The organism is Kordiimonas gwangyangensis DSM 19435 = JCM 12864 (genome assembly GCF_000375545.1).
GTDB classification, from domain to species: Bacteria; Pseudomonadota; Alphaproteobacteria; order Sphingomonadales; family Kordiimonadaceae; genus Kordiimonas; species Kordiimonas gwangyangensis.
This window is the reverse complement of the sequence record NZ_AQXF01000004.1, coordinates 308,646-321,904: the sequence shown is the minus strand read 5'-3', so window position 1 is coordinate 321,904 and position 13,259 is coordinate 308,646. Positions and strand designations below refer to the sequence as shown.

Below are 13,259 nucleotides of genomic sequence, written 5' to 3'. Positions count from 1 at the left end.
GCTATGCCTCCTGCCGACCGGCGCTGTGCGCCATCAGGATTTATCTATTTGCGCCAACCCGACCGGGAGCCTGGGGCAGGCTGGCGCACGAGGCCAGGGAGTTTTTTTCACATGAGTTTCAAGTCAATGCTGCTCGCGAGCAGTGCTGTCGCCGCGCTGTCGGCTGGTGCCTTCGCACAGGACGCTTCGGCGGACACAAACGACGATGATGTTGTCGAAGAGATCGTGGTCACTGGTCTTTATACCACGAATGACCGCATCGATACCGCAACCGGCCTTGGCCTGACCCTGCGGGAAACGCCGCAGTCTGTTACCGTCATCACCGCCCAGCGCATCCTTGACCAAAACCTCGATACCGTGGCGGATGTTGTCGTCAACGCGGTCGGCGTTTCGGTGAATGAAGTGGATGACGTGCGCAACACCTTCAATGCGCGCGGGTTCGAGATCAATAACTATCAGGTAGACGGCGTACCCCTGGCCTGGACGCTTGCGGGCGGCGCGGGCGAGACCATGGCTGATGTCTCCATCTACGAGCGGGTTGAAATTGTGCGCGGCGCAACCGGCCTGCTGACCGGCGCGGGCGACCCGTCCGCCTCCATCAACCTTGTGCGCAAACACGCGAACAGCAAAGAGTTCACCGGCTATGTGAGCGGCGGATTCGGCAGCTGGAACAACTGGCAGGTGTCCGCTGATGTGGGTGGCGCGCTCAATGAAAGCGGCAGCATCCGTGGCCGCGCCGTGGTGAAATACGAAGAAGGCGAAAACTTCATCGACCTGTTCGAAGACAAGAAAGCTGTCTTTTACGGTGTGATCGACGCTGACATCACCGAGAACACATTGTTCCGCGTGGGCGCAAGCCATCAGGAAGAAAGCCCGACCGCACCGGCGTGGGGCGCACTGCCGTCATGGTATTCGGACGGAAGTTTTGCCGTTTGGCCACGTTCGCAAACCTCGTCAGCGGACTGGACTTATTGGGACACGCAGAACCAGAACATCTTTGCCAACCTGTCGCACACCTTCTCGAACGGCTGGGAAATTGTCTTCAACTACAACTGGCTCAGAAACGCCGAGCAGACCGAGATCCTCTATATCTCCGGCCAGCCTGACAAGGACACCGGCCTTGGCCTGTTCTCCTATCCGTTCAAGGATGACGGTGAAAGCATCCAGAACAGCTTCGATATCCAGCTGAAGGGCGAATACGGCCTCTTCGGTCGCGACCATGAATTTGTGGTCGGCGCACTGCACAGCAAACAAAAGCTCGAGACCACTACATTTGACGCACTGGCCTTCCCGGCCCCCGGCAACTTCAACGAATGGGACGGCAGCTTCCCGAACCCGGGCTTCTCGGAAACCGGTAATCTCGCCGTCGATATGGACACCAAACAGACCGGCATCTACGGCGCGACCCGCATCAACGTGTCAGACGCGTTCAAGGTGATTGCTGGTGGCCGCCTCGCGAGCTGGGACCGCAAAGGGGTAAACTATAGCCCAGAGTTCGATTTCGGTGACGACGGTGTGTTTGTGCCTTACGCCGGCCTTCTCTATGACGTGACGGAAAACCACCGCGTCTACGCAAGCTATACCGAGATTTTCCAGCCGCAGAACGCACAGGACCGCAACGGCGAATTCCTCGCGCCCATCGTTGGCAAAAGCTACGAGGTCGGCCTCAAGAGCAGCTTCCTAGACGATGCGCTGCAAACCTCCGTCGCCGTGTTCCGGATCGAGCAGGACAACCTCGCCGCTGTTGACCCCGGCCACTTCATCCCCGGCACGCCGTTCGAAGCGTCCCGCGCGGTCGAAGGTGCCACAAGTGAAGGCTTCGAGGTTGAAGTGATTGGCCAACCGGCGGAAGGCTGGAACATCAGCCTCGGTTACAGCCTCTTTGAAGTCGAGGATGCGAACGGCGCCAAGGTGAACACCGACCACCCGCGCCAACTGCTGAACCTGTTCACCACTTACCGCCTGCCGGGTGCGTTTGACGGCCTTGTGCTGGGTGCGGGTGTGAACTGGCGCTCCAAGAACTATACGGATGCAAACAACCCGGTAACGGGTGAGCCGTTCCGCCTTGAGCAAGGTGCTTTCGCCCTCGTCAACCTTATGGCGCGGTATGAGATCAACGAGCATCTCTCGCTGCAGGCAAACGTGGAAAACCTGACGGACAAAACCTACTACAGCCAGATCGGCTTCTATAGCCAGTACCGCTACGGTGCGCCGCGCAGCTACTTCGTCAGCCTGAACTACGGCTTCTAATACACAAAACCTTACCCGCGGATGCTCAGGCGTCCGCGGGTTTGCTTTCGAGCATATGATCGGCGCTATATCGCCCGCCGCCAGTGGCCAGCATGTAAATAGCGGTAAAGGCGAGCATGACCGGGTACTCAATGCCGCGGTCGATCCAGGGCCACACGGGCCCAAGCGCATAGGCGATGCCAATCACCTCCACCACAAAAGCGAGCGCGAGCAGGCGGGTCATGAACCCAGCAGCAAGGCAGATTGCGCCCAAAGTTTCCAGCAACATCACGAGTACCGCCAACTGCGGCGCGAACGGCAACCCCATGACCTCAGCAATCAGCCGCGTGCTGCCAGCCATCGGATCAGCCATACTGCCGTGGGAGGTACCCAGCGCCTTGGGTAGGCCGTGGGTGAAAATCACCACGCCATAAGCCACCCGCAATACCGCGTAGGCAAGCGGCTGGAAGCGCGCAAGACCGGACAAACTAAAATGTATATGGAACGCACGAAGGTGCCGCACGATCGTGATTTTGCCGTGTTGAGCCATCGGCTATGTCTCCAATCATATGGCTGTGGTTGGCCGAACCGGCACTGACGCACCGGCCCGGCCGCTCAGGGGACAGGGTGAATCTAATCCGTGGCACGGTAGGCGTCTGGCAGGATGAACACTTCATCGGCGCGGGTATAGCCGCCGTCCTTGACTTCCTCGATCAGCACCATGGTGTGAGGCCGCGCCGCTTCCGAGAAATATTCGACCATCATTTCCGTGGTGCGGTGCGCCACTTCTGCTTTCTGGGCTTTGCTGAGCGCCCCTTCCGGGGTTTTGATATTCACAAATGGCATGGGGATTTCCTTTGTTTTGAGTTGTTCAAGATGAGGGTGCGGCTAGACCATGCCGCCGTTTGCACGGAGCGTTTGGCCATTGACCCAGCCGCCGTCTTCGCTCGCGAGGAAGGAAACAACGCCCGCGATGTCATCAACCTCACCCAGTCGCCCGAGCGGGATCATGCCGGTGATACGCTTGAGCGTTTCTTCATCCTTGCCCATCAGGAACAGGTCTGTCGCCACAGGGCCGGGGGCCACGCTATTCACGGTGATGCCCTTTGGGCCCAGTTCCTTGGCCAGAATTCGTGTTAGTCCCTCCACCGCGGCTTTGGTGGCGACATACACGCCGTAGCCGGGCAGCGATGTGCCAACGACGCTGGTGGAGAAATTGATGATACGCCCGCGTGGCCGCAGCCGCCGCGCGGCTTCACGCATGCCGTTGAAACTGCCTTTGAGGTTGACGGCAATGGTTGCGTCAAAGTCAGCGTCGCTAGCTTCAGCAATCGGGCTCAGGCTCATGACACCCGCGTTATTGACGAGGACATCAACCCGGCCGTAAGCCTCCTCCGCCATATCGAATATGCGGCGTACCGCTGCCGGGTTGCTGACATCGGCCTGGACCGAGATGGCATGGCCGCCGCTGCGCTCAATACCATCCACCACCTTGGCAGCGGCCTTGGCGTTGCCTGCATAATTGACGATGACGGTGAAGCCGTCCGCGGCAAGGCGGGTGGCAAGTGCCGCGCCGATACCGCGCGACGCGCCAGTGACAATGGCTACCCTTGATGCTGTTGTGGTCATGGATTTTCTCCTGTTACGCGCTGCAAACCCGTGCAGCGCTCATGGGAGAAAGATAACCACCCTCATCGTTATCGCTAGACAACCAAACCGAACATCACTATTCAAAATTTATTAACAATACAGGCTAAGCAGATGGACCGGATTGAGACCATGCGCCTTTATGTGCGCATTGTGGAACGCGCAAGTTTCGCACAGGCCGCGCGCGACCTGATGATCCCGCGCCCGACCGCGAGCCACGCGATCCAGAAGCTGGAAGCAGATCTTGGCGTGCGCCTGCTGGAGCGCACAACCCGCACAGTGCGGCCAACGCTTGACGGCAAAATCTATCACAAGAACTGCGTGCAGTTACTGGCCGAGCTCGACGAGATGGAAAATGCATTCCGCAACCCTGAGCCACGCGGCCAACTGCGGGTAGACCTGCAGGGTACCATCGCGCGGTTTTTCATCGTGCCTGCCCTGCCAGCCTTCATGGCCCGCTATCCTCAAATCTCCCTCAAGCTCAGTGAAGGTGACCGTATGGTCGACCTGATCGAGGAAGGGGTCGACTGTGTGGTGCGGGCCGGGGAGTTGAGCGATTCTACCCTTGTAGGCCGCCGCATCAATGCCTTTGAACAGGGCACATTCGCGAGCCCCGATTATCTGAAACGTTTCGGCACGCCAAAAACACTGGATGAACTTAAAGGCCACCGCATGGTCGGCTATGCCGCCTCCGCCACCGGGCAGCCCTATCCGCTTGAGTTTGAGACCAAGGGTGGCCTGCGCGAAGTGGCGCTTGAGCATGATATCGTTGTGCAGGGCGCGGAGATTTACACCGCCTCCGCATTAGCAGGCCTCGGCCTCATTCAAGTGCCGCGCTACCGGGTGCTGGAACAGGTGACCGCCGGGCTTTTGAGCCCGGTGCTTGACGCATTCCCACCGCCCCAAATGCCAGTGTCGGTACTATACCCCGAGGTCCGGCACCTCTCTCCGCGCACCCGCGTATTTGTCGACTGGCTGGTAGAGCTTTTCAGCGCGATCTGAGCTTACCCTCAGGTCATGGCAGCGTAGATCATCGTCTTCAGTTCGCGGCGGATGGAGTGGATCCACGACGGGCTCAGCTGGGTCATGAAGACCATATGCAGCTCCTCAACCGGGTCGATGAAAAACGAGGTCGAGAACATGCCACCCCAATGATATTCGCCCACCGAGCCTGGCACCATGGTCTTGGCCACGTCCACCGTGACCGCGAAACCAAGCCCGAAGCCGGTGCCGGCATTCTGCGCTTCACTGAACAGGGATCGGGACAGGTCCGTCAGGTCGGCATTGCCAGGCAGGTGGTTCATGGTCATCAGGTCAAGGGTCTTGCGGCCAAGAATGCGCGCGCCGTCAAGCTCGCCCCCATTCGCGCACATCAGGCAAAAGCGGTGATAATCAAGCGCGGTCGACACCAGCCCGCCGCCACCGGAAAAGACATCCGGTTTCTGCCGCCAACGGCTTTCAGACGCACGGTCATACATCACGCGGCCCTTCTCGGCCCCGCGCCAGAAATAGCAGTCGGCGAGGCGGTCGGTCTTGCCCTCCGGCACCATGAAGGCTGTATCCTTCATGCCGAGCGGCGCAAAAATCTTCTCGCTCAGATACACATCGAGCGGCATGCCCGAAACTCGTTCGATCACCGCGCCCAGCACGTCGGTGGCGAGGGAATAGTTCCACGCTTCACCGGGGTTGAATTCCAGCGGATATTTGGACAGTTCGCCCACGAACCAGTTCATGTCCTTGCCAGCAAACCAGTTGTCCACCCGGTCGATATCCACCTTGCCCGCGCGGTAGCCCGCATCTATGTGGGTGCGGTTCTGGAAACCATATGTCAGCCCCGAAGTATGGCGCAGCAGGTCCAGCATGCGCATGGGTGCCGTGGCCGGCGCGGTCACAAACGGTGCACCGTCGCCACCACTCACATACACGCCGGCGTCCTTGAACTCAGGCAACACATCGGCGACAGGGGTATCAACGGCCACCTTGCCTTCTTCAACCAGCATCATGAAACCGACCGAGGTGATCGGCTTGGTCATGCTGGCGATACGGTAGATGGTTTCTTGATTCACCGACTTTTGAGAGCCCTCGTTCGCCGCGCCCTGATGGCTGAAATGCACGATCTCGCCGCCCCGGCTGATCAGTAGCTGCGCGTTCGGCAGCAAGCCGCTATCGAGGTATTTGTCTTTCAGAAAAGCATCGATACGGTTGAGGCGCGCTGCGTTGAAGCCGTGTTTCTCAGGTGCGTTTGCTGGCATTGTCTTCCCTTTCCACCGCCCCTCGGTCCCGGCACCGGCACCGGCACGCGGCGCTCACTATCAAACCGATGGGCAAGGGTTATGTAGCCGGGATCGGCAAAAGGGCAAGCACAAGGGGGGGCGGGTAGGCGCCGCCCGCCAGCTAAAGGAATGGCTATCCGCTCAGTTCAGCACACGCATCAGGCGCCGCCATAGCTGTTCGTCGAAGTCGGCATCCGGCGCATCAGCACCGGTGCGTACAACAACCACATCCATGCTGGGCACAATATAAAGCCGCCGGTCGAGGAAGCCGAGCGCCGCCACAAGATCAGCGGGAGCCGACGGCACAAGCGAGCCATCCTCGCGCGCGCCTCGTGCGGCAATGCGGTATTCGCCGCCGTTCAGCCACCAAAGCCGCCCGTAGGCCGGGTTGGTCGCAGAGCGTTCAAACATCGCCTGCAGGCTTTCCTCAGATATAACCCGGTGACCGTCAGCACCGATGCCACCCTTCAGGATCATCTGACCAAACCGTGCTGTATCGCGCGGCGAGGTGACAAGCCCCGTCGGGTTACCCACGTTGGCGAGTGCGGCCGGTCGCTGGCGCCAGTCAGTTTCCGTCATGCGCGCAGGCGTCGTCAGCCAGTCGCGGGTCATCTCCTCAAGCGCAAGGCCACTTGCAGCGGTCAGGATGTTTTTGCTGATGGCATAGACCGGGGTGTTATAGACAAACCTGCTGCCGCTTGGTGCTTCGTAGGCGAATTTGTCATCAAGGCCTGAGTTCATGTTCAGGATATTGATGACCTTGATGTCCTGTTCCTGCGCGGGTGTAGCCTTGGACCAACCGGCACCGATATAGTCGCTGACCGGCTTCTCAACATCGATCAGCCCTTTATCAACCGCGATACCGACAAGCACCGCAATGAAGCTTTTCTGCTGTGACGCCACGTCTTCAAAGAGCGCACCGCTCTCGGTTTCACCGTATAGGAAAATTTTGAAGAGCGGGTTTTCCGGCGCAGGCCAGTTTTCCTCAACCAGCGTTTCACCGCCGCGCATCACAATAAAACCCGTTGTATTTTGCCCCTGCACGTAGGAAAGCAGGTCCTCCATGGCTTCGTTCATCGTCGCCTCAGGTGCTGTGGCGGGGGCTGACGCAACTGGCGTGTTTGGCGCGAGGCCGGTGAGAATTACCGCAAAAATCGCTGTCGCAGCAGCCAGTATGTGTCTCATTTCTATCCCCCTTCGTGGTGAAATTCAGCCCTGCATGGCCGCCTTGCGAGTTCGGCGCCCTTGCGCCAGCATGATGCGGGAAACCTCGCCCTGCATGAAATAAAGGATGTTGCGCGCGGCCTGGCTTGCGCCATCCACATCGCGCCCAGCAAGCGCTGCACGGACCTCGCGCCAATGCGCATAGGGGCCGGGGCCGTTGGAGTTCAGCGCAAGCGCCACATAGGAAAAATGAAACCGTGTCTTGCGCCGGACGGACGCGATCATTTTCTGGGCGTCCGCACTGGCATAGCGCGCGAACGTGCTGAAAATCGCTTCACTCAAATCGATGATGTGTTCGGCGGTATCGTTTTTGTCGGCAGCCTCAAGCAACTGGTCAATTTGTTCCAGCACACCGGCAATCTCATCGTCGGTCATACGCATGCAGGCGACACGGGCCGCGAGACCATAAAGCGCGGCACGGACTTCATACAAGTCAAACACTTCTTCAACGGTGGTGGCTGATACACGGGCACCACGGTTTTCTTCCAGCTCAACAAGCCCGTCCTCACCGAGTATCCTGAGCGCCCGGCGCGCGATGGAGCGACCCACGCCAAACTCGCCGCATAGCCGGGCTTCGCGCAGCCATTCTCCGGGCACAAGCTCATTAGACTGGATCCGCTGCCGCAGCGCTTCCGCCACGTCATCTGCCGCGACAACTGCGCGCTTCGGTGTGGCCGTTGCAGCCCTTGCTGTGATCATCGTGTTCATATGCCGCGCATGATAGCGACAGGAAGGCCCATACTCAACAGAAGTCATACAATAGGTATGGAATTGTCGTACAATTATTGACATTCACTCATGTGTGAACGACTGTCTGTCTCGGGAAGATACGCCGGGCTCGGCCCTGGTGTCGGCACTAAAGCAGCGAAAGGCATTTGATGATGGACACAAGCAGACGAACCTTTCTGGGTGCCAGTGTGGCTTTGTCCCTGCTGCCCTTCGGCGCAAAGGCAGCGCAGCCCGGCCCGACACCTGCTGCAAATTCAGTTGGTACGATTGAGTCCGACCTCAAACGCTACGTTGGCTTTGGCAACAAGCGCGCGGGCGGCGTTGGTGATACGGCGTGTGGTAACTGGCTCGCGGCAGAACTGGAAGCTGCCGGTTACACCATTGAGCGCCAGACATTCTCTGCCCCCTTCTTCGAGGTAGATACCGCTGAATTGCGCTGCGGTGACACCACAGCACCGATCTACCCACAGCCGATAGTAATGACCACTGGACCCAAGGGTGTCTCCGGCCCGCTTGTCAGAGTTGACGCAAAGGGCCGCGCAGCAGGGTCGCTGACCGGGGCCATCGCGCTTGTGGACCTGCCACACCGGCGTTGGTCCAGCCTGCTTGCAAAACCCGTACGGGGGCCGATTGAGGCCGCCTTTGCAGGCGGCGCCAACGCGGTCGTGGCCATCACGAACGGCCCCACAGGCAAGATGATTGCGCTCAATACCGATGGCCGCAAGCCGATGTTCAGCGGCCCGCTGGCGCTGATGGCGCCTGAGGACGCTGACGCCTTCCTCGCCGGCGCGATTGCGGGCAAGGCAGCGCGCCTCACCATTGAGGGTGAAGGCGGCCGCCGCCCGGCGTTCAATTTTGTTGGCCGCATGGACCGCGGCAAAGGGCATTGGCTGGCGGTATCCACCCCGCGTTCCGGCTGGTTCACATGTGCGGCGGAGCGCGGGCCGGGTGTCGCGGCATGGCTTGATCTGGCGCGCTGGGCTGCGGCCGCGCTGCCGGACCATGACCTCGCTTTCATCTGCAACACCGGGCACGAGTATGAATATCTGGGCGCGGCGGAAGCGATGAAAGAGATCGCGCCGCCACCCGACAAAACCCGCTTCTGGCTGCATGTGGGCGCCAATGTCGCGGCACGCGACTGGCATGACCTGCCCGGCTACCTGGTGCCACTGCCAAGCGTGGACAGCCAGCGTTTCCTTTCCATCTCGCCCGCACTTCTGCCACTCGCGCGTGAGATTTTTGCCGGTGAAGCCGGCTATGAGCGCCCGCTTTCAACTGACGTGTTGACCGCAGGCGAACTGGACGAGGTGGTCAAGGCAGGCTACCCGCGCGCGGCAGGCGTGTTCGGCATTCACCGCTATCACCATGTGGCGGAAGATGACGAGAGATGCCTGAATGTGGCGGCAACAGCGTCTGCGGCCATGGCGTTCCGCAAGCTTGTGGAAACTGTCGCAAACTCAAGCGCCTGAGCAAGGGCTTTTACCCCAAGTTCAGGACCAATAAAGTTGGTTCATGGAAACTAGGGCCTGTCGGTATTTGTGCCGTTTTTAACGCTGCCTTTCCCACCGCCACAAACTTCTTCGGCATTACCATGCTCATCGAGGCTTAGCGGCGCTGGGACAGCGCCTTGATCTCATCACTGGTCAGAAAATCAGACAATGGGCTCCCAAGTGCAACCGTCACCTTTTCCAGCACATGAGCAAAGGTACAGCCATTTGCCAGCAACATTCCCGCCGCATCAAGGGTACCGCCCCTGTTGGCATAGCCTAGCACGTGGGTCGTCTGTGGGCCGGTATCGAGTGGACGCACTGTGCCAAGGTAGGGCGCGGCCCGGGTGTGTGTCAGGAAGACCCGGGCTGATATGGACGCCGGGAAAAGCTCTTCCCGAACTTCCTGTGTAGCCAGCATGTCGGTTTCAAGCAGGTCGCGTGCGTTGCGGAAACGGCCCGGCTCCATCAGATAATTGACCGCATGGGGAATACCTTTTTCCTCCAGTCGGGCAGATGCTTTGAGAACCTCTGTCAGTTGGTAGCCGCCAGTAGCAGTAAGAAGTACGCGCGCATCCGGGTCCGATTTTATCTGCACCGCGCCGTCCCGCATCAAAGTCTCGGCCTGCTCCTTCGAAAACCATCGACGCTGCGGGCGCTTGGGTGCCACCACCGACCATATGACTCCACGGCTTTCATAAACACTGCGCAAGACAACCTGCGCACTGTTCCAGTCACAGGGAAATACAACACGGGAAACGTCCGACATTTCCCCCAGCATCGCCTCGGCGAGGGTGGTATCCTGATGTGACTGCTCATTCTTGCCATTTTCCCAGGCATGGGATGTGAGGACCACAGGCACACCAAGCCACGATGGCGCCTGCCCGGCCAATTTGCGATTGCGAGCGAAGATAAGGTCTTGCCGTAAGGCACCCAGCATCTTCACCGCAAAAGCCTCGTAAGAGCAAACGAGGTTGATCCCGCCTTTGTTGCCAAGCGCGGCACAGACCACGGCTTCCTCATTAAGCGCGGTGATCACCCGGCCATCGACCGCTTCTGCGATCCCTTCTTCAGGGGCAGTCACCCTGTGCTTGAGGAGATCGAGCGTACGGTTGAGATTGTTGCTGCGCATCTCATCTGGGTTACCAACCCGCACCCGCAAGTCCGGGTTGGCTTCCACAATTCGGCTGAAGTAGCTGTCTATCGCATCCATTGGGGAGCGTGTTTCTGTGCTCGTGGATAACCACTCGGGCTGCGGCATATCCGGTTGTCTCACGGACCGTTTTGCCAAAGGATGGTCCCGCTCTTTCACCCGCCCCTGCCCCTCGTGGGTGCTGAGGTCGTGCACTGCCGCTGCAAGCTCATCCCGGGGTACATAAAGCTTCGCCGCGCCTTCGTTGAAGCTGGTCCGGGCATCGGTATCCGAAAACGGGCTGCCTTCGAGCGGCAGGTTATGCGCCCTGTTGGTACCCGCACCGGGAAACCCGAACCCCTTCTCTGTTTCAGCGATACCATAATGCAGTTGCACCGGATAATGACCACGGCCATCCCGGCACGCATCCCCGGCCGCTGCCAGACGTGCCTCAATTTCAAAAATGGCCCAGGCGAACGAAGCCGGGTCACGACCGTCGATGTCAATCGGGTCAAAACCGTTCAGCGCGAGATGTTTCCTGAACCAGTCGACACCACCACTTTGCGCCATGGTGGACCGCTGATCGATCCGGCGGCCATTGGCGATCATGATGGGAGCGACAAGACCACTGTCTTCCGCCCGCCACCAGCGCGGCGCCCAGTCGCTTCCGCGCTGTTCCTCAAAGGCACCGTCGCTCAGGAATGCCACCAGCCGCTCGCCCGGCAACGGCATATGTGGATAGAGGAGCTCGGCAAAACCAAGGTACCCACCCTCAATGACCCCCCCTGCCGTATGGGGGCCCACGTGGCTGCCAAGGGGAGAAACAGCCTTGCCTTCCGGGCTGATGTCGTAGGAATAGAAATCACGCACGAAGGTTGTCAGTCCCTCGTCGCTCAAACCATATCGAGCTGCTTGCTCGGGGGACATATTGTCCATGATCAGGTTGGCCGCGTCGATTGCGGCCACACAGTGCCCTTGCCCCATAACCCATCCGCGTGTTGTGCCACGCAGTGCATTTGCCGCGAGATAGCCCACATAGCCGATCGCCATGTTGAGGGCACCACCCGTGTGACCTTGCGGGTCTTTCTTGAAATCCGATGAGGCCATGACGCGGCCATCCGTATAGACCTTGTCCGCGTAGGTCATGTGCACCACAAGCCACATGGCAGCGCTGGCAATACGGTCGGCGGCCTGAAGCCGTGTATAGGCAGTGGTGGCGGACGGCACGCTGCCACTTTCGACGAGCCATGCCACCATCTCATGCACATTTACCTGCGTTGCAGCGCTGTGCTTGATCACGCCGTACCCCTCGGCCCATTTAGCAAAGTCTGCATTGTACCGCCGGTAGGCCCGGGCTCGGGCCTCCGTTTGATATTCTTCGTGAACCGGGTGGGTTTCCACCGTCATGACTCTTCCCTTTTCAGCTATTCACTGCCCTGCATCAGTGCAGCGGTGTCCTCCGCCATCAGGCTATTTTCATCCACGGCACATACATCGACCCGCACCGCACTGCGGCCACTGGAAATCATGCCGGAACGGCCAACAACAGCGTCGTTTGCCCGCGAATCGAGCTCGACACCCAGAAAGTCCAGCCCCCCCAATATCCGATGGCGGATTTCGGACTGGTTCTCCCCAATCCCGCCACCGAAGACGATATGATCCACACCGCCGAGCGCCGCCGCGTAGGCACCGACGTATTTTTTTGCCCGGTAGCAGAACATTGCAACGGCGAGTTCAGCCCGCTCATCATCAAGTTCCAGAAGTTCCCTCATGTCCGCGCTTCTACCGGAGATCCCCAGCAAGCCCGACTGCTTGCTCAACAGGGTTTCCACCGCCTCCGCTGTACGGCCCTTCTCGCCAAGGACATGAAGCAGCAATCCAGGGTCAATATCCCCTGAACGGGTCGCCATAACGAGCCCTTCAAGCGGTGTATGGCCCATCGACGTATCAATGGCCTGCCCGCCGCGGCTTGCCGTCGCCGAGCAGCCCGAGCCGAGCTGGAGGCTAATGGCCCGTTTTTCCGCAAACCCCTCCGTGTCACATGACTTCACAAGCCGGAGCATGGACCGGTGCGCGAGGCCGTGAAAGCCAAGGCGCCGCACATCAAGGCTCTCAGGCACTGCGTAATGTGCAGCCGCATCGGGCAAAGCCGCGTAAAGACCCGTATCAAACGCCGCCAGCTGTAGTGCTTTTGGAAATGCCTTTCTCGCAGCGGCAATGCCGCGCAAGGCTGGCGGGTTATGAAGCGGTGCCAGCGATGACGCCTTTTCAATTGCCTGTTCGACCTCGGGTTCGAGGAAGCAGGTTTCCATGAACTTGGGGCCCCCGTGGACAACACGGTGACAGACGGCATCAATCGCCCCCTCGCGGGCATGAGCTGCCAGTTGATGCAGCACGTCCACCATGCCCGACTGCTGCATGCCGCCATCAAAATGATCGAGGTGGCATAGCTTGCCGTCATTCATGTGCAACCCCAGGCGGGCGCTCGAGCTGCCGATGTTAATGGTTATGATCATCTCTACCTCTCGCTCCCGGCAC

General features: G+C 59.6%; 11 protein-coding genes. 3 read left to right on the top strand and 8 right to left on the bottom strand.

What is annotated here, in order from left to right:
• The first annotated feature begins 111 nt into the window (after window positions 1-111).
• Complete coding sequence (locus tag B150_RS0113025; protein ID WP_020400378.1) at window positions 112-2,250, top strand: TonB-dependent siderophore receptor; 2,139 nt, start codon at window positions 112-114, stop codon at window positions 2,248-2,250.
• A gap of 25 nt (window positions 2,251-2,275) precedes the next feature.
• On the opposite strand, the gene B150_RS0113020 is transcribed toward B150_RS0113025, so the two are convergent.
• From B150_RS0113020 to B150_RS0113010, 3 genes are all read right to left on the bottom strand, one after another.
• Window positions 2,276-2,779, bottom strand: a complete 504-nt coding sequence (locus tag B150_RS0113020; RefSeq protein WP_020400377.1) for a DoxX family protein — start codon at window positions 2,777-2,779, stop codon at window positions 2,276-2,278.
• A gap of 83 nt (window positions 2,780-2,862) precedes the next feature.
• Window positions 2,863-3,075 carry a tautomerase family protein gene (locus B150_RS0113015; RefSeq protein ID WP_020400376.1) on the bottom strand — a complete coding sequence of 71 codons (213 nt, stop codon included), beginning with the start codon at window positions 3,073-3,075 and terminating at the stop codon, window positions 2,863-2,865.
• Between the two features lie 42 nt (window positions 3,076-3,117).
• Window positions 3,118-3,858 carry an SDR family oxidoreductase gene (locus tag B150_RS0113010; protein WP_020400375.1) on the bottom strand — a complete coding sequence of 247 codons (741 nt, stop codon included), beginning with the start codon at window positions 3,856-3,858 and terminating at the stop codon, window positions 3,118-3,120.
• A 132-nt stretch (window positions 3,859-3,990) separates the two neighbouring features.
• Between B150_RS0113010 and B150_RS0113005 the strand changes: the two genes are divergently transcribed.
• On the top strand, window positions 3,991-4,878 hold the full coding sequence (locus B150_RS0113005) for a LysR family transcriptional regulator (protein WP_020400374.1): 888 nt from the start codon (window positions 3,991-3,993) through the stop codon (window positions 4,876-4,878).
• Between the two features lie 8 nt (window positions 4,879-4,886).
• Here B150_RS0113005 and B150_RS0113000 read toward each other — a convergent pair whose 3' ends face one another.
• From B150_RS0113000 to B150_RS22475, 3 genes are all read right to left on the bottom strand, one after another.
• Window positions 4,887-6,128 carry a serine hydrolase domain-containing protein gene (locus B150_RS0113000; protein ID WP_020400373.1) on the bottom strand — a complete coding sequence of 414 codons (1,242 nt, stop codon included), beginning with the start codon at window positions 6,126-6,128 and terminating at the stop codon, window positions 4,887-4,889.
• Between the two features lie 162 nt (window positions 6,129-6,290).
• On the bottom strand, window positions 6,291-7,334 hold the full coding sequence (locus B150_RS0112995) for a serine hydrolase domain-containing protein (protein WP_020400372.1): 1,044 nt from the start codon (window positions 7,332-7,334) through the stop codon (window positions 6,291-6,293).
• Window positions 7,335-7,358: 24 nt separating this feature from the next.
• Window positions 7,359-8,081: a GntR family transcriptional regulator gene (locus B150_RS22475; protein ID WP_020400371.1), complete on the bottom strand. Its 723-nt coding sequence runs from the start codon at window positions 8,079-8,081 to the stop codon at window positions 7,359-7,361.
• A 170-nt stretch (window positions 8,082-8,251) separates the two neighbouring features.
• On the opposite strand from B150_RS22475, the gene B150_RS0112985 reads away from it, so the two are divergent.
• Window positions 8,252-9,571, top strand: a complete 1,320-nt coding sequence (locus B150_RS0112985; protein ID WP_155860055.1) for a hypothetical protein — start codon at window positions 8,252-8,254, stop codon at window positions 9,569-9,571.
• 136 nt (window positions 9,572-9,707) lie between these two features.
• On the opposite strand, the gene B150_RS0112980 is transcribed toward B150_RS0112985, so the two are convergent.
• A complete protein-coding gene (locus B150_RS0112980) occupies window positions 9,708-12,128 on the bottom strand; it encodes a phosphoketolase family protein (protein ID WP_020400369.1) in 2,421 nt (806 codons plus the stop codon).
• 17 nt (window positions 12,129-12,145) lie between these two features.
• Window positions 12,146-13,237, bottom strand: a complete 1,092-nt coding sequence (locus B150_RS20990; RefSeq protein WP_020400368.1) for an acetate/propionate family kinase — start codon at window positions 13,235-13,237, stop codon at window positions 12,146-12,148.
• Window positions 13,238-13,259: the final 22 nt, after the last annotated feature.

Excerpts from the sequence above, each read along its gene's own strand:
- B150_RS0113025 (WP_020400378.1), top strand. The coding sequence starts at position 112 with ATGAGTTTCAAGTCAATGCTGCTCGCGAGCAGTGCTGTCGCCGCGCTG.
- B150_RS0113020 (WP_020400377.1), bottom strand. The coding sequence starts at position 2,779 with ATGGCTCAACACGGCAAAATCACGATCGTGCGGCACCTTCGTGCGTTC.
- B150_RS0113015 (WP_020400376.1), bottom strand. The coding sequence starts at position 3,075 with ATGCCATTTGTGAATATCAAAACCCCGGAAGGGGCGCTCAGCAAAGCC.
- B150_RS0113010 (WP_020400375.1), bottom strand. The coding sequence starts at position 3,858 with ATGACCACAACAGCATCAAGGGTAGCCATTGTCACTGGCGCGTCGCGC.
- B150_RS0113005 (WP_020400374.1), top strand. The coding sequence starts at position 3,991 with ATGGACCGGATTGAGACCATGCGCCTTTATGTGCGCATTGTGGAACGC.
- B150_RS0113000 (WP_020400373.1), bottom strand. The coding sequence starts at position 6,128 with ATGCCAGCAAACGCACCTGAGAAACACGGCTTCAACGCAGCGCGCCTC.
- B150_RS0112995 (WP_020400372.1), bottom strand. The coding sequence starts at position 7,334 with ATGAGACACATACTGGCTGCTGCGACAGCGATTTTTGCGGTAATTCTC.
- B150_RS22475 (WP_020400371.1), bottom strand. The coding sequence starts at position 8,081 with ATGAACACGATGATCACAGCAAGGGCTGCAACGGCCACACCGAAGCGC.
- B150_RS0112985 (WP_155860055.1), top strand. The coding sequence starts at position 8,252 with ATGATGGACACAAGCAGACGAACCTTTCTGGGTGCCAGTGTGGCTTTG.
- B150_RS0112980 (WP_020400369.1), bottom strand. The coding sequence starts at position 12,128 with ATGACGGTGGAAACCCACCCGGTTCACGAAGAATATCAAACGGAGGCC.
- B150_RS20990 (WP_020400368.1), bottom strand. The coding sequence starts at position 13,237 with ATGATCATAACCATTAACATCGGCAGCTCGAGCGCCCGCCTGGGGTTG.